The sequence below is a fragment of the Paracoccus sp. R86501 genome, from assembly GCF_042466435.1.
Taxonomy (GTDB): Bacteria; Pseudomonadota; Alphaproteobacteria; order Rhodobacterales; family Rhodobacteraceae; genus Paracoccus.
On the sequence record NZ_JAXHPZ010000001.1, the window covers coordinates 115,197 to 133,744 of the forward strand.

18 protein-coding genes are annotated in these 18,548 nt (G+C 64.8%); 13 read left to right on the forward strand and 5 right to left on the reverse strand.

Features of this window, described 5'->3' with window-relative positions:
* From SJY40_RS00625 to SJY40_RS00655, 7 genes are read left to right on the forward strand one after another with little or no spacing between them, the layout of a single operon-like run.
* The gene (locus tag SJY40_RS00625) at positions 1-2,091 is read left to right on the forward strand and encodes an FAD-dependent oxidoreductase (protein WP_378941543.1); all 2,091 of its coding nucleotides are present in this window, start codon (positions 1-3) and stop codon (positions 2,089-2,091) included.
* Positions 2,088-3,263 carry an acetyl-CoA C-acyltransferase gene (locus SJY40_RS00630; protein WP_378941545.1) on the forward strand — a complete coding sequence of 392 codons (1,176 nt, stop codon included), beginning with the start codon at positions 2,088-2,090 and terminating at the stop codon, positions 3,261-3,263. Before SJY40_RS00625 ends, SJY40_RS00630 begins: the two co-directional genes overlap by 4 nt.
* The gene (locus SJY40_RS00635) at positions 3,263-4,450 is read left to right on the forward strand and encodes an acyl-CoA dehydrogenase family protein (protein ID WP_378941547.1); all 1,188 of its coding nucleotides are present in this window, start codon (positions 3,263-3,265) and stop codon (positions 4,448-4,450) included. Before SJY40_RS00630 ends, SJY40_RS00635 begins: the two co-directional genes overlap by 1 nt.
* A gap of 4 nt (positions 4,451-4,454) precedes the next feature.
* Entirely contained in the window at positions 4,455-5,471 is a 1,017-nt protein-coding gene (locus SJY40_RS00640) for an acyl-CoA dehydrogenase family protein (protein WP_378941550.1), read from the forward strand.
* Positions 5,462-5,869, forward strand: coding sequence for a PaaI family thioesterase (locus SJY40_RS00645; RefSeq protein ID WP_378941552.1), 408 nt, complete (start codon positions 5,462-5,464; stop codon positions 5,867-5,869). Before SJY40_RS00640 ends, SJY40_RS00645 begins: the two co-directional genes overlap by 10 nt.
* Positions 5,866-6,663 (forward strand): oxepin-CoA hydrolase, alternative type, encoded by a 798-nt coding sequence (locus SJY40_RS00650; RefSeq protein ID WP_378941554.1) that lies wholly within the window; start codon positions 5,866-5,868, stop codon positions 6,661-6,663. Before SJY40_RS00645 ends, SJY40_RS00650 begins: the two co-directional genes overlap by 4 nt.
* Positions 6,660-8,183 carry a class I adenylate-forming enzyme family protein gene (locus tag SJY40_RS00655; protein WP_378941557.1) on the forward strand — a complete coding sequence of 508 codons (1,524 nt, stop codon included), beginning with the start codon at positions 6,660-6,662 and terminating at the stop codon, positions 8,181-8,183. Before SJY40_RS00650 ends, SJY40_RS00655 begins: the two co-directional genes overlap by 4 nt.
* Here SJY40_RS00655 and SJY40_RS00660 read toward each other — a convergent pair.
* Positions 8,180-8,887: a GntR family transcriptional regulator gene (locus tag SJY40_RS00660; RefSeq protein WP_378941559.1), complete on the reverse strand. Its 708-nt coding sequence runs from the start codon at positions 8,885-8,887 to the stop codon at positions 8,180-8,182. The two genes, SJY40_RS00655 and SJY40_RS00660, sit on opposite strands and share 4 nt — an antisense overlap.
* 242 nt (positions 8,888-9,129) lie before the next feature.
* Here SJY40_RS00660 and SJY40_RS00665 point away from each other — a divergent pair, with 242 nt between their 5' ends.
* The 5 genes from SJY40_RS00665 to SJY40_RS00685 all read left to right on the forward strand — a co-directional run bounded on the left by SJY40_RS00665 (position 9,130) and on the right by SJY40_RS00685 (position 14,419).
* A complete protein-coding gene (locus SJY40_RS00665) occupies positions 9,130-10,335 on the forward strand; it encodes an MFS transporter (RefSeq protein WP_378941561.1) in 1,206 nt (401 codons plus the stop codon).
* Positions 10,336-10,339: 4 nt separating this feature from the next.
* The gene (locus SJY40_RS00670) at positions 10,340-12,067 is read left to right on the forward strand and encodes a glycosyl transferase family 90 (RefSeq protein ID WP_378941564.1); all 1,728 of its coding nucleotides are present in this window, start codon (positions 10,340-10,342) and stop codon (positions 12,065-12,067) included.
* Positions 12,068-12,088: 21 nt separating this feature from the next.
* Positions 12,089-12,568 (forward strand): ureidoglycolate lyase, encoded by a 480-nt coding sequence (locus SJY40_RS00675; protein WP_378941566.1) that lies wholly within the window; start codon positions 12,089-12,091, stop codon positions 12,566-12,568.
* The gene (locus SJY40_RS00680) at positions 12,565-13,197 is read left to right on the forward strand and encodes a ribonuclease HII (RefSeq protein WP_378941568.1); all 633 of its coding nucleotides are present in this window, start codon (positions 12,565-12,567) and stop codon (positions 13,195-13,197) included. Before SJY40_RS00675 ends, SJY40_RS00680 begins: the two co-directional genes overlap by 4 nt.
* A gap of 88 nt (positions 13,198-13,285) precedes the next feature.
* Positions 13,286-14,419 (forward strand): site-specific DNA-methyltransferase, encoded by a 1,134-nt coding sequence (locus SJY40_RS00685; protein ID WP_378941571.1) that lies wholly within the window; start codon positions 13,286-13,288, stop codon positions 14,417-14,419.
* 83 nt (positions 14,420-14,502) lie between these two features.
* On the opposite strand, the gene SJY40_RS00690 is transcribed toward SJY40_RS00685, so the two are convergent.
* Positions 14,503-14,964: an Lrp/AsnC family transcriptional regulator gene (locus SJY40_RS00690; RefSeq protein ID WP_378941573.1), complete on the reverse strand. Its 462-nt coding sequence runs from the start codon at positions 14,962-14,964 to the stop codon at positions 14,503-14,505.
* Between the two features lie 137 nt (positions 14,965-15,101).
* Here SJY40_RS00690 and ald point away from each other — a divergent pair, with 137 nt between their 5' ends.
* Positions 15,102-16,220 (forward strand): alanine dehydrogenase, encoded by a 1,119-nt coding sequence (gene ald, locus SJY40_RS00695; RefSeq protein ID WP_378941576.1) that lies wholly within the window; start codon positions 15,102-15,104, stop codon positions 16,218-16,220.
* A 50-nt stretch (positions 16,221-16,270) separates the two neighbouring features.
* Here ald and mscL read toward each other — a convergent pair whose 3' ends face one another.
* From mscL to SJY40_RS00710, 3 genes are all read right to left on the reverse strand, one after another.
* Entirely contained in the window at positions 16,271-16,705 is a 435-nt protein-coding gene (gene mscL / locus SJY40_RS00700) for a large conductance mechanosensitive channel protein MscL (RefSeq protein WP_378941578.1), read from the reverse strand.
* Positions 16,706-16,801: 96 nt separating this feature from the next.
* On the reverse strand, positions 16,802-17,914 hold the full coding sequence (locus SJY40_RS00705) for a CaiB/BaiF CoA transferase family protein (RefSeq protein ID WP_378941581.1): 1,113 nt from the start codon (positions 17,912-17,914) through the stop codon (positions 16,802-16,804).
* Positions 17,911-18,534, reverse strand: a complete 624-nt coding sequence (locus SJY40_RS00710) for a DsbA family protein (RefSeq protein ID WP_378941583.1) — start codon at positions 18,532-18,534, stop codon at positions 17,911-17,913. The genes SJY40_RS00705 and SJY40_RS00710 overlap by 4 nt, the downstream gene beginning before the upstream one ends.
* Positions 18,535-18,548 lie beyond the last annotated feature (14 nt).

The window sequence follows — 18,548 nt, forward strand, 5'->3', positions numbered from 1 at the left end:
ATGCCCGTGACCTATCACCGCGACGGCGCGGTCGGCGTCATCACCATCGCCAACCCGCCCGTGAATGCCATGTCTCTTGCCGTTCGCACCGGTCTGATGGAGGCCGCCGATGCCTTTGCCGCCGACGATCAGGCGGGCTCGGCGGTGCTGTTGTGCGACGGGCGCACCTGGGTTGCGGGGGCCGATATTTCAGAATTCGGCAAGCCGCCGGTCGCGCCCTATCTGCCCGATGTGATCAACCATCTTGAGGCGCTGGAGAAGCCTGTCGTGGCGGCGATCCACGGCACGGCGCTTGGCGGTGGGCTGGAACTGGCGCTTGGCGCCCATGCCCGCATCGCTGCACCGGCTGCCAAGATGGGTCTGCCCGAGGTGACGCTTGGTCTGCTGCCCGGTGCCGGTGGCACGCAGCGTGTGCCGCGCCTGACCGGTCTGGCCCCGGCGCTGGAGATGATGACTTCGGCTCGCCAGATCCCCGCCCCCGAGGCGCTGGAGATGGGCCTGATCGACCGCCTGTCGCAGGGTGATCTGACGCAGGACGCGATGGCCTTTGCCCGCGAACTGGCCGGCAGTGCGCCGCGCCGGACCGGCGAATTGCCGACCCCCGCAGGCGATCCGGCACTGGTGGCCGATATGAAGGCCAAGCTGGCCCGTAAGGCGCCCGGTCAGGTCGCTCAGGCGCGCGCCATCGACGCGGTGATCGAAGGGCTGGAACTGCCCTTGGATCAGGGTCTGGCGCAGGAGCGCGCCAAGTTTCAGGAACTGATGCAGACCCCGCAGCGTGCCGCGATGATCCACGCCTTCTTCAGCGAACGCGCCGTGGCGCAGCTGCCGGAAATCAAGGGCGTCACGCCCCGCGCCTTTGACCGCATTGGCGTAATAGGTGGCGGGACGATGGGCGCGGGAATCGCTGTTTCCGCGCTGCTGGCAGGTCTGGACGTCACGCTGGTCGAACGCGATGACGCTGCTGCCGAAAAAGCCGCCGCAGGCGTCGCCAAGATGCTGGAGGGCAGCGTCAAGCGCGGCAAGTTGAAGGCCGACAAGCGTGATGCCATCCTGTCGGGCAGCTTCCGAGCCGCCGGTGATTACGCCGCCCTGTCGCAGGCCGATCTGATCATCGAGGCCGTCTTCGAGAAGATGGAGGTGAAAGAAGATGTCTTCACCCGTCTGGATGCCATCGCCAAGCCCGGCGCGATTCTTGCGACGAACACCTCCTATCTGGACGTGAACCGCATCGCCGCCGTGACCAGCCGCCCGCAGGATGTGATCGGGCTGCATTTCTTCTCGCCCGCCCATGTGATGCGCCTGTTGGAGGTCGTGGTCGCCGACAAGACCGCCCCCGAGGTCACCGCCACCTGCTTTGCACTGGCCCGCAAGCTGAAGAAGATCGCCGTGCGCGCGGGCGTCTGCGACGGCTTTATCGGCAACCGCATCCTGTCGCATTACCGCACGGCGGCGGATGCGATGGTGCTGGACGGGGCCTCGCCCTATCAGATCGATCGCGCGCTGACCGATTTCGGCTTCGCGATGGGGCCTTATGCCGTGTCGGACCTTGCGGGGCTGGATATCGGCTATTTCACCCGCCAGCGGAAGGCCGGCGATCTGCATCCGCGCGATCGCGTGCCGGTCTTTGCCGACCGCCTGTATGAACAGGGCCATCTGGGCCGGAAATCGGGGCAGGGCTACTACATTTATGACGCGGACAGCCCGAACGGGCGGCAGGACCCCGCGCTGGAGGATCTGCTGACGCAGGTTCGCGCCGATCTGGGCATCACGCCGCGCGATTTCACCGATGCGGAAATCGTCGCCCGCTATATGGCGGCGATGGTGAACGAATCCGCCCGCGTGGTGCAGGACGGCACCGCGCTGCGACCGTTGGATGTCGATGTGGTGCTGCTGAACGGATACGGCTTTCCACGCTGGCGGGGCGGCCCGCTGCATTGGGCCGACCATCAGGGTCTGGCCAGCATCGTGGCCGATATCGAAGGCTTTGCCGAAACCGACGACCATTACTGGCAGGTGGCCCCCTTGCTGCGCGATCTGGCGCAGCGCGGCGGCAGCTTTGCCGAACTGAACGAAGGGAAACCCGCATGAAACAGCCGGTCATCGTCTCGACCGCCCGCACGCCCATCGGCAAGGCCGGGCGTGGAGCCTTCAACATGACCCACGGGGCCGTCATGGCCAGCGCCGTCGCGCGTGCCGTGGTGGACCGCGCGGGCATCGACCCCGCCCTGATCGAGGACAGTATCTGGGGCTGTGGCTATCCCGAATATGTCACCGGCGGCAACATCGCCCGTCAGGCCGTGATCCGCGCGGGCCTGCCAGATACGATTGCAGGCACGACGGTCAACCGGTTTTGCGCATCCGGCCTGCAGGCGCTGGCGATGGGCGCGCATATGGTCGCACAGGAAGGCGCGCGCGCCATTCTTGTTGGTGGCTTGGAAAGCATTTCCATGGTCCAGCCCCCCGTGCGCAATTCCCGCGAGGCATGGATCGAGGCGAACCGCCCCGATCTCTATGTCACCATGATCGAAACCGCCGATAATGTCGCCGCGCGCTATGACATCAGCCGTCAGGCACAGGACGAATATGCCGTCCAGTCGCAGGCACGTACTGCGGCTGCCCAAAAAGCGGGTATCTTCGATGACGAGATCATCCCGATGACCGTCACCAAGAAGGTCACCGACAAACCGACCGGCGAAACCCGCGAGGAAGAGGTCACCATCACGTCAGATGAAGGCAACCGTCCCGGCACCGCGCTGGAAAACCTAGCCAAGCTGGAACCCGTGCGCGGCGCGGGCAATTTCATCACCGCAGGCAATGCCTCGCAGCTGTCAGATGGTGCAGCCGCGCTGCTGGTCATGGACGCCGATCTGGCCGCAGCCGAGGGGCTGACCCCGCTTGGTGCCTTCCGCGGCTTTGCGGTCGCAGGCTGTGCGCCCGATGAAATGGGCATCGGCCCGATCTATGCCGTGCCGCGCCTGCTGGAACGCGCCGGTCTGACCGTCGATGACATCGACCTGTGGGAACTGAACGAGGCTTTCGCCAGCCAGTGTCTGTACTGCCGCGACGTGCTGGGCATTGATCCGGCGAAGTACAACGTCAATGGCGGTGCGATTTCGATCGGGCATCCGTTCGGCATGACCGGTGCGCGGACCGCAGGGCACATCCTGCGCGAAGGCCAGCGCCGCCGCGCCAAATGGGGTGTCGTCACGATGTGTGTGGGCGGAGGTCAAGGCGCCGCCGGACTTGTGGAGTTCTTCTGATGGATATGCGTTTCACCCCCGACGAACAGGCCTTCGCCGCCGAGGTTCGTGCCTTTTTGCAGGCCGATCTGGACCCAGCGCTGGCCGAAAAGAACCGCCTGCACCAATCCCTGACCAAGGCCGAGATGGAAGGCTGGCACGCCAAGCTGCATGCCAAGGGCTGGCTGGCGGGCAACTGGCCGCGCGAATTCGGCGGTGCAGGCTGGACTGCCATCCAGCGCCACATCTTCGAAGAGGAATCCGCCAAGGCCCACGCCCCGCGCATCGTGCCTTTCGGCATCGCCATGCTGGGTCCGGTTCTGCAGAAATTCGGCAGCAAGGAACAGCAGGATTACTGGTTACCGCGCATCCTGAACGGCGATGACTGGTGGTGCCAGGGCTATTCCGAACCGGGCGCGGGGTCCGACCTTGCAGGTCTGCGCTGTCGCGCGGAACGTCAGGGCGACAATTATGTCGTGAACGGCCAGAAGACCTGGACCACGCTTGGCCAGCACGCCAACATGATCTTCTGTCTGGTGCGCACCTCGACCGAGGGGAAGAAGCAGGAAGGCATCAGCTTCCTTCTGATCGACATGGAGACGCCGGGCGTCACCGTCCGCCCCATCGTCCTGCTGGATGGCACCGCCGAGGTGAACGAGGTGTTCTTCGACGATGTCAAAGTTCCCGTCGAAAATCTGGTGGGCGAAGAAAATCAGGGTTGGACCTATGCCAAATACCTGCTGACCCATGAGCGCACCAATATCGCGGGCGTCGGTTTCGCGACGGCGGCGCTGGACAACCTGAAGCGTGTGGCCATGGCGCAGATCCATCGCGGCAAGCCGCTGGATCAGGACCCGCTGTTCGCGGCGCAGATCGCGACGACGGAAATCGAACTGATGGCCATGTCCACAACCAACCTGCGGATGCTGTCGGTCGCGGCCCAGGGTCAGGCGCCCGGCGTCGAAAGTAGCATGCTCAAGATCAAGGGCACCCAGATCCGCCAACAGCTGGATGCGCTGACGCGGCGCGCCTATGGCGGTTGGGCGCAGGCCCTGCCGATGGAAACCGGCAATCAGGGCCAACCCCTTGATGCCGATGACGTTCTGTCGGCCACGGCCAGCTATCTGAACAACCGCAAGCTGTCGATCTATGGCGGCTCGAACGAGATCCAGCGCGGCATCATCGCCGGCACTCTGGCGAAAGGATAAGGCGATGGATTTTGCGCTTTCCGACGAACATCGCATGCTTCAGGACACTTTGCGCGGTCTGCTGGCCCGCCATCAGGGCGACGATCTGTGGCCAGCTCTGGCCGAAGCCGGCGTCATCGGTGCCTTGCTGACGGAAGACGAGGGCGGCTTTGACGGCAGCGGTTCCGCCATTGCCCTGACCTTCGAGGAACTGGGCCGCGCCGGTGCCAGCATGCCGCTGGTCGCCGCGATGATCGGCGCATCCGCGCTGGCCACGGCGGGGCAGGACGATCTGGCCGCAGAAGTGGCCGAGGGTACGGCCCGCGTCGCCTTTGCCGACGCCGAACCGGGCACGCGTTACGACCGCGGGGTCGCGATCAGCGTTGATGGCGATCGCCTGACAGGCCGCAAGACCATGGTCGCCGGGGCCGAGGATGCCCGCGCCATCATCGTCACCACCGCCGATGCGCTGTGGCTGGTCGATGCCAAGGCCGCGGGGCTGACGCTGAACGCCTATCCGCTGATGGAGGGCGGGCGGGGCGCCGATCTGACCTTTGCCGACACACCCGCCACCCGTCTTGGGGCGCTGGATGATTTCGGCGCGGCGCTGTCGCGTGGGATCCTAGGCCATTCGGCCTATGCGCTTGGCGGGATCACTGCGGCGACCGATCTGACGCTGGATTACCTGAAGACCCGCAAGCAGTTCGGCCGTGCCATTCTGGAGTTCCAGGCGCTGGCGCATCGCGTCGCCGATCTGGCAGTCGAGGTTGAACAGGCCCGTTCCGCCGTCACCAACCTGTCGGGGCATCTGACCGCCGAACCTGCCATCCGCGACCGCCATGTGCAGGCCTGCAAGGTCACGGTCGGCCGCGTCGCGCGTCTTGTGGCCGAGGAATTGGTTCAGCTGCATGGCGGCATCGGCATGACCGAGGAATATGCCTTGGCCGGCATGATCCGGCGTCTGCTGGCGGCGGACACCGCGATGGGGGATGCCGATTACCATCTGGAACGTTTTGCCAATGGCGAACCGGCATGGGCCTGATCCGCGACGAAACCGGCACGCAGCGCATGCTGGGCTATGTGCTGGACGTGGGTCAGCCGGACCGCTGCGCGCGCTGCGTCCTTGAACTGGACGACCGCCACCTGAACCGCCAGGACATCCTGCACGGCGGTATTGCGGCGACGCTTCTGGACAATGCGATGGGGGCAACGGCCAGCCTGTCGGTCAACGACACCGGCAGGCATCCCTTCACCACCTTGTCGCTGACGGTGAACTATCTGGCGCCGGGGCTTCCGGGGCAGGTTCAGGCCGTCGGGCGCATCACCGGCGGTGGCAGCAGCACACTGTTCGTCGAGGGCGAATTGCGCCATCAGGATGGTACGCTGATCGCCACCGCGACCGGTGTGTTCCGCAAGTCCAGACCCCCGGAGGCCCGATGAACCCCCATTGTGAAATCAGCGATCTTGGCGACCGCCTTGTCGTCGAAAACCGCAACGCCGCGCGGCGCAATGCGCTGACCCATGAATTCTATGACGGCTTGCACGAGGCCCTGCAGATGGCCGCCGAACAGCCGCGCATCGGGGCCGTCCTCATCATGGGCGAGGGTGACTTCTTCTGCGCGGGCGGCGATCTGAACACGCTGATCACCGCCCAGCAGATGGAGGAGGATCAGCGTCGCGCCCGCATCGACGCGCTGAACGACCTGATCCGCGCCATCGTCCATTGCCCGCGGCCCGTGATCGCCGTGGTCGAGGGTGGCGCTGCCGGGGCCGGTCTGTCGCTGGCGCTGGCCTGCGACATGGTCATCGCCGCCTATGATGCGAAATTCACCGCCGCCTATGTGAATGCGGGCCTTGTGCCCGATGGTGGCCTGACTGCCGCCCTTGGTGCCGCCCTGCCGCCGCAGATCGCCGCCGAGATGTGCCTGACGGGCCAGCCTGTCACCGCCGAACGCCTGCATGCACTTGGCGTCGTGAACCAGCTGACCGAACCCGGCGAGGCGATCATGGCCGCCATGACCCTGGCCGACCGGCTGACCAAGGGTCCGGCGGATGCGCAGGCCGCCATCAAGCGCCTGCTGACCGGCTGGCGCGCCACCGCCTTCGAGGCGCAGCTGGCCGCCGAACGCGACGCCATGGCCCATGCCCTGGCCGCCCGCGAAGCCGGCGAAGGCATCACCGCTTTTCTTGCCAAGCGCCCACCCGATTTCCGCAGATTGCGCGAGGGGACATGACGACACCGACACGTATCCACCACCTGCTGGACCAAAGTCTGGCCGACCACGCCGACCGCCCCGCCCTGCGCGACTGGACGGATGAGACGCTAAGCTATGCCCAGCTGGACGGCCGTATCGAACAGGCCATGGGCGAATTGCGCGCCCTTGGTGTCCGTCCCGGCGACCGGTTGGTGATCGCGTCGGAGAACTCGGGCTCGATCCCGGTGCTGCTGATGGCGGCAAGCCGCATGGATGCGGTCACGGTTCCGGTGAATGCACGGATGACCGGGCCGGAGCTGGACAAGATCACGGGTCATACCGATCCGCGTCTGGTCATCTATCTGTCCGATGTCAGCGAACCGGCGCTGAAGCATGCGCAGGCCGCCGATGCGCGGTCCGTGACCCTTGGCGGTGCCGATCTGCATGTCGGCCCGACCCGCGACTGTGTGCCCGAACAGGTGATCGCGGGCGGCGACATGACGGCGGTGATCCTTTACACCACCGGCACGACGGGCATGCCCAAGGGCGTCATGCTAAGCCACGGGAACCTTGTCTTTGGCGGCATGTCATCCGCGAAGCTGCGGCGGATCGTGCCGACCGATCTGATCTATGGCGTGCTGCCGATGACGCATGTCTTCGGGCTGACCTCGATGCTGTGCGCGGGGATCGGCAAGGCGGCGCAGATCTGGCTGGTACCGCGCTTTTCCGCGGCGGCGGTTCTGGATGCGCTGCAGGCGGGTGTCACCGTTCTGCCCGCCGTCCCGCAGATGCACGCCGCCATCATGGCCGAGGCCCGCCATCGCAGTATGGCCAAACTGGACGGCCCGCTGCGCTATGTCAGCAGCGGCGCGGCCCCCTTGGACCCCGACTGGAAACGTCGGGCCGAGGTGTTCTACGGCATCGCCCTGCAAAACGGTTACGGCATGACCGAAACCACGGCGGGCGTGACCATCACCGACAATGCCGTCGGCGATCCCGATCCGTCGGCGGGGCATCCTTTGCCGCAGGTCGAAATCAAACTGGACGAATCCCTCAGTCAGGAACCCGGCACGGGTGAGGTCCTGACCCGCGGCCCCCATGTGATGCTGGGCTATTTCCGCAACCCCGATGCCACGGCGCAGGTCATGGACGATCAGGGCTTCATGCATACCGGCGATCTGGGGCGGCTTGATCCGCAGGGTCGTCTGCATATCGTTGGCCGCTGCAAGGAGCTGATCATCCGCGGCGGCTTCAACGTCTATCCACCCGAGGTCGAGGCCGCGCTGAACGACCACCCGGCCGTCCTGCAGACGGCAGTCATCGGCCGCAAGCGCGAAGGTGGCGATGAAGAGGTTCTGGCGTTCTGTCAGCTGCTGACCGAGGGCGGCACCACCGCCGAGGCGCTGGCCGTCCATGCGGCGGCGCGGCTGTCAGCCTATAAACGGCCGACGCGTATCCTGTTGGTGGGGCCGTTGCCTGCGGCGGCAACGGGCAAGGTGCTGAAGCACAAGCTGATGGATCACTTCGCCGACCTGCTGAAGGCCGACAACCTCAGCTAATCGTCAAAGACCAGGCGGTGCTGCGGCGGATAGATCTGCCGCGCATAGCTGACCGGAACGGCATCGAGCGAGTTGACGCGCTCGATCGCAAGGACGGGCGTGCCGCATTCCAGATCCAGACTGCGGGCGCAGGTGCCTGTGGCTTCATCCGCCAGGATCGAGAAGCGGGTCTGCTGGACCGGCATGTTGCGCGACAGCCATTCCTGCGGAGGCTCGGCCTCGAACATCTTGGGATCGGGAAGATCGATGGCCTTGGGGTTCAGCCAGACAGCCTCGCAGCAATAGGCGTTGCCGTCGGACAGATAGCGCGTCTTGACCAGCATCAGGATGTCGTCGGGATCGGCCTGCAGCGCGTTCAGCGCGCCTTCGGTGCCGGTGCGCATCTCGATCTCGGTCAGGCTGTAATGATAGCGCTGGCCCAAGGCTTCGATCTCGTCGCGCATCACCGGCAGGCTGAGGGTGGTCCGGCAGGACGGGGTCGAGGCGACCCTTGTGCCGACCTTGCGCCGCCGCTGGATGATTCCACTGGTGGCCAGTTCGCGCAACGCCCGGTTGACGGTGGCACGGGCACAGCCCATTTCGACCGCCAGTTCCTGTTCGGTGGGAATCAGTTCCCCCGGAGGCCATTCACCCGACCTGATACGCGCCAGAACATCTGCCCTGATGGCCTGCCATGTATTCAGGCGCTTATTGGAATTCTCCAAGGCTTCAGCCCTGAGCGAGGATGATGATCCATGGTTCACTGTAAGCACCCCAGACGCGGAAACAGGAAAAAAACATATTGCGATATTAGCACGTGACCACAATTATTAAGTATATCGCAGGGAAATTGACAAGACATAACGTCGCAGTTGGACAAAATCTTCACAACCGTACAAATAATGGCATTTTTATTTCCGGTATCGTCAAGATAGCTTGCCGCTAGGTAATTTTCGGAGTCGCCAGAATGCAGCAGGTCAAGACGTCGGTTCCGGGACGGGGGCGATTCGGTTCACCCACCACCTGGGGCATCCTGCTGGCGATCAGCCTGTGCCATATGATCAACGATGTCATGCAGTCGATGCTGTCGGCGATCTATCCGTTGCTGCGCAATGAATTCGACCTCAGCTATGCCCAGATCGGTGTGATGACGTTCGCGTTCCAGTTGACTGCGTCGCTGTTGCAGCCGCTGATCGGGATCGCGACGGATCGCAGGCCACAGCCCAGATCGCTGCCCTTCGGGATGAGCTCGACCTTCTGCGGGGTGCTGCTGCTGGCCTTCGCGACGCATTACCAGATGCTGCTGGTGGGGGCGATGTTGATCGGCATCGGATCGGCGGTCTTCCACCCCGAAAGCTCGCGCGTGGCGCGTCTGGCGTCGGGCGGCCGTTTCGGGACGGCGCAATCGCTGTTCCAGCTGGGCGGAAACTTTGGGCAGTCGCTTGGGCCGTTACTGGCGGCCTTCATCGTGGTGCCGCTTGGGCGTCCGGCAGTGGCCTGGTTCGCGGTGGCCGCAGCACTTGGGGCATCGCTGCTGTGGCGTGTCGGGGCCTGGGCCGAGGATCGCCGTAAGGCCAGCGCCGCACGTCCCGACACCGCCCTGCGCCTGCCGCGCCCCGTCGTCATGCGCGCGATCGCGGTACTGACCATTCTGGTCTTCACCAAGAACATCTATACCGCCTCGATGAGCAGCTATTTTACCTTCTTCACCATCGAGAAGTTCGGCCTTGGCACCCAAGGGGCGCAGATCATGCTGTTCCTGTTCCTGCTGGGCATGGCGGGGGGCGTCATGCTTGGCGGCATCATCGGCGACCGTGTGGGGCCGCTGACGGTGATCTGGGTCTCGATCCTGGGGGTGCTGCCCTTCACGCTGGCGCTGCCGCATGTGGGTTTGCAGGCGACGGGCGCGCTGGCGGTGGTGATCGGGCTGATCCTGGCCTCGGCCTTTCCGGCCATTGTCGTTTTTGCGCAGGAACTGGTGCCGGGGCGCACGGGGACCATCGCGGGGATGTTCTTCGGGTTTTCGTTCGGGATGGGCGGGATCGCTGCGGCGGCGCTTGGGTTGCTGGCCGACCGCGTGGGCATCCAGACCGTCTTCCAGATCTGCTCGGTCCTGCCGGTGCTGGGGCTGTTGACGGTGCTGCTGCCGCGCCGCGCGCAGATGGCGCCCTGACCCGATGCCCAAGCCGGTCTTCATCCATATCGGCGTCGACGGGCTGGCCGATGATGCGCTGGTGCAGCTGTTCGCGGGCAACGGCTACAAGACCGTTTGCCATGAAAAAGGCGCCCTCGCGTCCGAGATCGTCTTTGCCCAAGGCCGCGACCAGCGCCCCCTGCGCCAGCGCCCCGGCATCCGGCTGTTCGCGGGGCTGTGGCGCGCCACCCCGCATTGGCGACCCCCGCTCGAGGCATGGCGCTGCTTCGCGCATCTGGCGCGGCGCATTCCTCATGCGCGCTTTATCCTGACCCGCCCCGACCCCGACCAATGGGCGATCGAGCGGCTGACCCGCGACGAAGGTGCCGTCGCCCGCTGCCACGCCTTTCACCGGTGCGTCGATGAACTGGCGCTGCCCGATCTGTGGCGCGACGATCTGGCGGCGCATGAACGCGCAGTGCTGGACCATTTCAGCGGCGATCCCCGGCTGATCGTGGTCGATCTGGCACGCGACGATCCCGTCGCACTGGCCGCCGGCATCGACCCGCTGCTGCCGATGCCGCAGTTGCCCTTCGCACGCTGGCCCAAGCGCCGCGATCCGCCGGTCGAGGCGGCGCTTCTGGCCCTTTACGACCGCGCACAGGATCAGCCCAAAGCCCCGAAAGGCTGGGCCGAGGATGTCGCGGGCTTCTGTCTGGAAAGTGCGCGCCCCGATCCGGAGGGCAGCGTGCAGGGCATGTCGGGCTATGCCTGCGCATGGGATGGCGGGCCGCTGGTCCATGATCCCGTGAAGGGTGGGGTGCGACAGTTCGCGGTCCTGACCCCGCAGGGCGGCACGCCCATCGCGACCGGCCCCGAGGGTCGCCACTTCAAGGTCATCCGCGCCGAGGGTGTCATCAACGACATCCTGCGCCTTGGCCGCCGCGATCCGGTCTGCATCGACATGGAGGATTCGCGTTGGATGGGGTCGCCTCAGGGTGCTGCGCTGGATCGGCCGGTGCTGTGCCACAACCGGCGTGCGGGGGCGGCGGGACCGGTGCCGTGGCCCTTGCCCGATCAGCACGCCATCGGGCTGGCCAGCTTTGACCCGACGCTGGACGCGGACCCCACGCGCTTTGACGACAAGGAAGACCGCATCGTCTGGCGCGGGATGATATCCGGCAATGAAATGCGCGACGGCGTGCGCCCCGGTCCTGCCTCGCACGTCTGGCTGGCGCAACTGCTGCAGGCCGGCGATGATGCAGCCGCCCGCGATGCGGCGTGGCAGGGTCTGTGTCGGACCAGCCGGTTGAACTTCGTCCGCCGCTTCATGGGCCATCCGGATTTCGACATCGGCGTGGTCATGGCCTTCGCCTATCGCCATTTCGCCGATGATCCGTTGCTGGCACCCTATTGCGGGCCGCGGCGGGGGCGGGCGTTCTTCCAGCGGTTCCGATATCAGCTGTGCCTGACGGGATATGACCACGGATCGAACTTCATCTCGGCACTGGACAGCAATTCCGTGCTGTTCGCCGAGGATGACGGCTGGCAGGTCTTCTATTCCGGCCGCTTCCGCCCCTGGGAACATTTCATTCCCATCGCCCGACACGGCACCGATATCCTGGACAAGCTTGACTGGGCGCGGTCCCATCCCGCCGAATGCAAGGCCATGTCCTGGGCCGCCCGCGCCGAGGCCGCCTTCCTGCGCGACCCGAAGGCGCGTCGTCAGATGATGCACCACATCCTCGACGGGCTGGCCGCGGCACGCTAGACCCCGCTGCAGGAGAGCATCATGACACATATCCGCATCGAACCCCTGAGTGCCGAAGCCTTCGCCCCTTTCGGCGACGTGCTGGCCCCGAAATCCGCGCCCGACCGCATGATCAATGCGGGCCGCTGCGAACGCCATCACGCGCTGGCCACGATCGAACGCCACGGCGGCGAGGCGATCATCAGCATCTTCCGCTCCGATCCGGTCAGCCTGCCTTATGAATGCACGCTGCTGGAGCGTCACCCGCTTGGATCGCAGGCCTTCATGCCGATGGGGCAGGGGGCGTGGCTGTCGGTCGTGGCACCGGACGTTGATGGCCAGCCGGGTGCGCCGCGCGGGTTTCTGGTGCCCGCAGGTGTCGGGGTCAACCTGCATGCGGGCGTCTGGCACGGGGTGCTGACGCCGCTGGATCATGCCGCCGATTTCCTGGTCATCGACCGCGAAGGCGAGGGCGTGAACCTGCAAGAGTTGACCATCCCCACCGTGGTCTTTGACCGATGAGCGGCCCCGATTTCAGCTTCGAGGCCGCAGCCATCGCCCAAGGCGCGCGTCTGGTCGCCGGTGTGGATGAGGTCGGACGCGGTCCTCTTTGCGGGCCGGTGACGGCGGCGGCGGTGATCCTGAACCCCGACGCGATCCCCGAAGGGCTGAACGATTCCAAGAAACTGTCTGCCAAGCGCCGCAATGATCTGTTCGCCTGGCTGACCCGGAATTGCGACTGGTCGGTGGCCCATGTCAACGTCGAAGAGATCGACCGGCTGAACATCTATCACGCATCCCATCTGGCGATGTGCCGCGCGGTCGCGGGGCTGAAGCAGCGTCCGGATCACGTGCTGGTCGATGGAAACAAGCTGCCGCGCGACCTTGGCCTGCCCGCCGAGGCGATCGTGAAAGGCGACGGTCGCAGCGTGACGATTGCCGCGGCCTCGATCCTGGCGAAGGTGGCGCGCGATCGCATCATGGAGTCTTTGGCGCAACACTACCCCGGCTATGGCTGGGAGGTGAACGCCGGTTACCCGACGCCTGCGCATAAGAAAGCCCTACTGGAACTGGGTGTGACCCCTCACCATAGACGCAGCTTCAAGCCCGTCCACAACATCTTGTGTAAATCCCCGCTGCCAAGCAATTGATTCAAAAAACAAATTGACGCCGATTCGCGTCTGAATCATTTTGGGGGATCACCAGATCGGTAAAATCCGGCGTTCCCAGAGGCAGAAAATGACGAAAACCAGAAGCCCGCGTGCGGATTCCGTGCCTCCGTCGCTGCCGCTGAACCAGATTCTGGCCGGCGATTGCATCGAGGTGATGAATGCCCTGCCCGAAGCCAGCGTCGATCTGATTTTCGCCGATCCGCCCTATAATCTGCAGCTGAAGGGCGACCTGCATCGCCCCGACAATTCCAAGGTCGATGCCGTCAACGACCATTGGGACCAGTTCGACAGCTTTGCCATCTATGACAGCTTTACCCGCGATTGGCTGACGGCTGCGCGGCGGATCCTGAAGCCGAACGGCGCGATCTGGGTGATCGGCAGCTATCACAACATTTTCCGCGTCGGCGCCGAGATTCAGAACCAGGGTTTCTGGATCATGAACGACGTGATCTGGCGCAAGTCGAACCCGATGCCGAACTTCCGCGGCAAGCGTCTGACCAACGCGCATGAAACGCTGATCTGGGCGGCGAAATCCGAGACGTCGAAATACACCTTCAACTACGAGGCGCTGAAGTCGCTGAACGAAGGCACGCAGATGCGCAGCGATTGGGTCATTCCCATCTGCAACGGCGGCGAAAGGCTGAAGGACGGCAAGGGCGAAAAGGCCCATCCGACCCAAAAGCCCGAGGCGCTGCTGCACCGCGTCATCATCGGCACGACCAATCCCGGCGATGTCGTGCTGGACCCCTTCTTCGGCACCGGCACCACAGGCGCGGTTGCCAAGATGCTGGGCCGCGACTTTATCGGCATCGAGCGCGAGGAAGCCTATCGCGAGGCGGCGACCAAGCGTCTGGAACGCACCCGTCGTCTGGACGCCGAGGTGATCGCCACCACCCGCGCCAAACGGGCCGAACCGCGCATCCCCTTCGGTCAGGTGATCGAGCGCGGCATGCTGCGCGCGGGCGAGGAATTGTTTTCCATCGGCAACCGTCACAAGGCCCGCGTGCGCGCCGACGGCAGCCTGATCGGCAATGACGTCAAGGGCAGCATCCATCAGGTCGGTGCCGCGCTGGAAGGCGCGCCCAGCTGCAACGGCTGGACCTATTGGCATTTCCGGCGCGAGGGAAAGATGATTCCGCTGGACATCCTGCGCCAGCAGATCCGCGCTGAAATGGAAGGCGAGATCGCCCGCCCGAACTGACCCGACATCCCCATTCGCCATGCCTCGCATCTGCCATTTCGGCGGGGCCACCTTGACCCGTCATCTTCGGATGGCGGGTCCTTTCACACCGGGATGGCGGTGGTGCGGAAGACGGTCCTCAGGGCAAAGCTGGAATGCATCTGCGCCACGCCCGGCAGGCGTGACAGATGCTGGCGGTGGATGCGGGCGAAATCGTCGGTATCCTCGACCACGATCTTCAGCAGGTAATCGGCAGTCCCCGCCATCAGGTGGCATTCCAGCACGTCGGGAATGGCGCGCACACCCTTTTCGAAGGCGTCCAATACCTCATCCGCCTGACCCGACAGTGTGATTTCGACGAAGACCGTGGTCTGGCGGCGCAGGGCGCGCGCATCCAGAAGCGCGACATAGCCCGAGATGACGCCCGCCTCCTCAAGCCGCTGCACGCGCCTGTGGCAGGCGGATGGCGACAAATGGACCCGCAAGGCCAGCTCGGCATTGCTGATTCGCCCTTCGGTCTGCAGAAGGGCAAGGATGCGGCGGTCTATTGCGTCAAGGTCGGCCATAGGCGCAGGTTCTTCGATAAGGCAGCGATATTCCAGCGGATTCTTCGCCCCGCTTCATCGTCAGCCGGACAACTTCGCAGCACCTTGCGATGGATCGCGCGCATGATGTGATCATCAAGAACTCTGGGAGGAGTGCCATGAAGATCGGATGCCCCAAGGAAATAAAGCCACAGGAATTCCGCGTCGGCCTGACCCCCGCCGCCGCAACCGAGGCTGTGGGCCGCGGCCATCAGGTGCTGGTCCAGACCGGCGCAGGCATCGGCGCGGGTTTCACCGACGAAGATTACCTGAATGCCGGTGCCGAGATCGCCGATGATGCCGCTGCCGTTTTTGATGCGGCCGATCTGATCATCAAGGTCAAGGAACCGCAGGCCGTCGAACGCAAGATGCTGCGCAAGGGCCAGATCCTGTTCACCTATCTGCATCTGGCGCCCGATGCCGATCAGACCCGCGACCTGCTGGACAGCGGCGTCACCGCCATCGCCTATGAAACCGTCACTGATGCGCGTGGCGGTCTGCCGCTGCTGGCGCCCATGTCCGAAGTCGCGGGCCGTCTGGCCCCGCAGGTCGGGTCTTGGGCGCTGCAAAAGGCCAATGGCGGACGTGGCGTGCTGATGGGCGGCGTGCCCGGCGTGCGTCCGGCGAATGTCGTCATCATCGGCGGCGGGGTCGTCGGTGCGGCTGCGGCACGTGTGGCCGTGGGCATGGGAGCGAATGTTACGGTGATGGACCGGTCGGTGCCGCGACTGTCCTATCTCGACGATGTCTTCATGGGCAAGCTGACCACGCAATTCGCCAGCGCCGCTGCGACCGAGGCTGCCATCACCACCGCCGATATGGTCATCGGCGCGGTGCTGATCCCCGGTGCGGCGGCCCCCAAGCTGGTCAGCCGCGCGCAGCTGTCGCTGATGCCTCAGGGATCGGTGCTGGTGGATGTGGCGATCGATCAGGGTGGCTGTTTCGAGACCTCGCGTGCCACGACTCATCAGGACCCGATCTACGAGGTCGATGGCGTCGTGCATTACTGCGTGGCGAACATGCCGGGCGCCGTGGCGCGCACGGCGACGCAGGCTTTGGGCAATGCGACCATGCCGCATTTGCTGGCTTTGGCCGACAAGGGCTGGCGGCAGGCCGTCACCGATGATCCGCATCTGCGGGCGGGGCTGTCCACGCATGAGGGCCAGCTGACCTCGGTTCCGGTGGGGCAGGCGCTTGGGTTGCAGGCGATCACGCCCGAAAGCCTGCTGGACCTGTGACGCAACGGGCCGCGACGCAAGTCGCGGCCCGTTGTTCGGCGGCATTCGGATCAGGCGCGGGCGGCCAGCAGATCGCGGATCTGGGCCAGCAGCTCTTCCTGACTGGGACCGGCGGGGGCTTCCTCGGCGGCGATTTCGGCGGGCGACACCTGAGCTTGCACGCGGTTGACCATGCGCACGATCAGGAAGACCACCCATGCGATGATCAGGAAGTTGATGACCGCCATCACGAACGAGCCATAGGCAAAGATCGCCGCCCCGGATTCGCGCGCGGCCTCAAGGCTGGCCCCGGCGGGCACGTCGCCCGACAGCACAATATATTTGTTGGTGAAATCGACGCCGCCGGTCAGCAGACCGATGATCGGGTTGATCAGATCGACCACCATCGAATTCACGATCGCGGTGAAGGCCGCGCCGATGATGATGCCGACCGCAAGTTCGACCACGTTGCCGCGGGCAATGAAGGTCTTGAATTCCTGAAACATGATGTCCTGTCCCTGACTGTTTGTCGCGACATGACGCCGCATGCGCAGCTTGGTGCCACGGCAAGCAAAAATCAATAATCCCATGGGATAAGGGTGTCAGTCGTCCTGGCCCAACCCCGGCGATGCCCTGTCGGTCGCCAGACGGGCGTCCGAAAAGCTGATCGGCAGACGCACCCCTGGTACCCCCTGCGGATCAATGCGCATCTGGCGGGCGATGATCTGGGGGTCGGCAAAGACATCGGCCATGTCGTTGATGGGACCGGCGGGGATACCCTGATCCTCCAGCGCGGCCAGCAGGCGGTCGCGGGTCCATGTGACGGTGACCGAGGACAGCAGTTCGGTCAGAGCCTGCCGGTTCGCGATGCGGTCGGCGTTCGTCGCATAGGCCGGCGCATCGGCCAGCGCGGGCAGTCCCAGCACGGCGCATAACCTGCGATACTGGGCGTCATTGCCCGTGGCGATGATGATCCAGCCGTCGGCGCAGTCGAAGACGGCATAGGGCACCAGGTTGGGATGCGCGTTGCCCATGCGGGTCGGCACGTCGCCGGTCGCCAGATAGTTCATCGCCTGGTTCGCCATGACCGAGGTCGCGACATCCAGCAGCGCCATGTCGATATGCTGGCCGCGTCCGCTCCGCTGCCGTTGATGCAGGGCGGCAAGGATGCCGACCGCGGCATAGACGCCGGTGAAGATGTCGGTGACCGCGACGCCGACCTTCTGCGGTTGGCCCGCGGGATCGCCGGTCACGCTCATCATGCCGGACATGCCTTGGATGATGAAGTCATAGCCCGCGCGATGGGCATAGGGGCCCGTCTGCCCGAACCCCGTAACGCTGCAATAGATCAGGCGCGGATTCAGCGCCGACAGGCTGGCGTGATCCAGACCGTATTTGGCCAGACCGCCGACCTTGAAGTTCTCGATAACGATATCGGCGTCGGCCACCAGATCGCGGACCTTGCGCTGGCCCTCGGGCGTGGTGAAATCGGCAATCACCGATTGCTTGCCGCGATTGGCCGCGTGGAAATAGGCGGCGCTTCGGTCGCCCTGATGGTCGATGAAGGGCGGCCCCCAACGGCGCGTGTCGTCGCCTTGGGGGGATTCGACCTTGATGACCTGCGCGCCCAGATCGGACAGGATCTGACCGGCCCAGGGGCCAGCCAGGATGCGCGCAAGCTCGACTACCTTCAGGCCGGCCAGAGGGGTCGTCACTGATCGGCGGCTTCGGCTTCCGCTTCGGCCAGCTTGTCGTCGATGATCTTCTTCATGCCGTCCCACGACTGGTTCGGAACGGTTTCGTCACCGATGATGAAGGTCGGCGTCGCCTGGATATCATCAGCCGTCGCATTGGCCTGGAAGGTCGCGATCAACTGTTCGACCTTGGCGGTGTCATCCCAGCAGGCGGTCATCTGGTCGTCGGTCATCCCGGCCTTCAGGCCGATCTTGCGCAGGTTCGCAGCGACTTCATCGCCCGATCCACCCGACAGCCACTTCTGCTGTTCGTCGAACAACATGTCAGCGACGGGATAGAATTTCTCACCCTCGCCGCAGCGGGCCATGATGCCTGCCCAGAGGCCCGGTTGGTCGAAATAGATGTCGCGCTGGACGAATTTGACCTTGCCGGTGTCGATGTATTCGGCCTTCAGCTCCGGATAGACGTCGCTGTGGAAATTCGCGCAATGCCCGCAGGTAAAGCTGGCATATTCGATAATGGTCAGGGGCGCGTCTTCCGACCCCAGGGCGATATCGGGCAGGGTTTCGGGGGCATCCTGTGCCATCACCGGGGCGGCAAAGGCCAGCGCAAAAACGGTCGCAGCAGAGCGGAGAAACATAGGAAGTCCTTTCG

What these genes read in the sequence shown, in the direction of transcription:
- ald (WP_378941576.1), top strand. Translation starts at nt 15,102, where the DNA reads ATGAAGATCGGATGCCCCAAGGAAATAAAGCCACAGGAATTCCGCGTC.
- mscL (WP_378941578.1), bottom strand. Translation starts at nt 16,705, where the DNA reads ATGTTTCAGGAATTCAAGACCTTCATTGCCCGCGGCAACGTGGTCGAA.
- SJY40_RS00685 (WP_378941571.1), top strand. Translation starts at nt 13,286, where the DNA reads ATGACGAAAACCAGAAGCCCGCGTGCGGATTCCGTGCCTCCGTCGCTG.
- SJY40_RS00630 (WP_378941545.1), top strand. Translation starts at nt 2,088, where the DNA reads ATGAAACAGCCGGTCATCGTCTCGACCGCCCGCACGCCCATCGGCAAG.
- SJY40_RS00640 (WP_378941550.1), top strand. Translation starts at nt 4,455, where the DNA reads ATGGATTTTGCGCTTTCCGACGAACATCGCATGCTTCAGGACACTTTG.
- SJY40_RS00670 (WP_378941564.1), top strand. Translation starts at nt 10,340, where the DNA reads ATGCCCAAGCCGGTCTTCATCCATATCGGCGTCGACGGGCTGGCCGAT.
- SJY40_RS00710 (WP_378941583.1), bottom strand. Translation starts at nt 18,534, where the DNA reads ATGTTTCTCCGCTCTGCTGCGACCGTTTTTGCGCTGGCCTTTGCCGCC.
- SJY40_RS00675 (WP_378941566.1), top strand. Translation starts at nt 12,089, where the DNA reads ATGACACATATCCGCATCGAACCCCTGAGTGCCGAAGCCTTCGCCCCT.
- SJY40_RS00645 (WP_378941552.1), top strand. Translation starts at nt 5,462, where the DNA reads ATGGGCCTGATCCGCGACGAAACCGGCACGCAGCGCATGCTGGGCTAT.
- SJY40_RS00650 (WP_378941554.1), top strand. Translation starts at nt 5,866, where the DNA reads ATGAACCCCCATTGTGAAATCAGCGATCTTGGCGACCGCCTTGTCGTC.
- SJY40_RS00635 (WP_378941547.1), top strand. Translation starts at nt 3,263, where the DNA reads ATGGATATGCGTTTCACCCCCGACGAACAGGCCTTCGCCGCCGAGGTT.
- SJY40_RS00655 (WP_378941557.1), top strand. Translation starts at nt 6,660, where the DNA reads ATGACGACACCGACACGTATCCACCACCTGCTGGACCAAAGTCTGGCC.
- SJY40_RS00680 (WP_378941568.1), top strand. Translation starts at nt 12,565, where the DNA reads ATGAGCGGCCCCGATTTCAGCTTCGAGGCCGCAGCCATCGCCCAAGGC.
- SJY40_RS00690 (WP_378941573.1), bottom strand. Translation starts at nt 14,964, where the DNA reads ATGGCCGACCTTGACGCAATAGACCGCCGCATCCTTGCCCTTCTGCAG.
- SJY40_RS00665 (WP_378941561.1), top strand. Translation starts at nt 9,130, where the DNA reads ATGCAGCAGGTCAAGACGTCGGTTCCGGGACGGGGGCGATTCGGTTCA.
- SJY40_RS00625 (WP_378941543.1), top strand. Translation starts at nt 1, where the DNA reads ATGCCCGTGACCTATCACCGCGACGGCGCGGTCGGCGTCATCACCATC.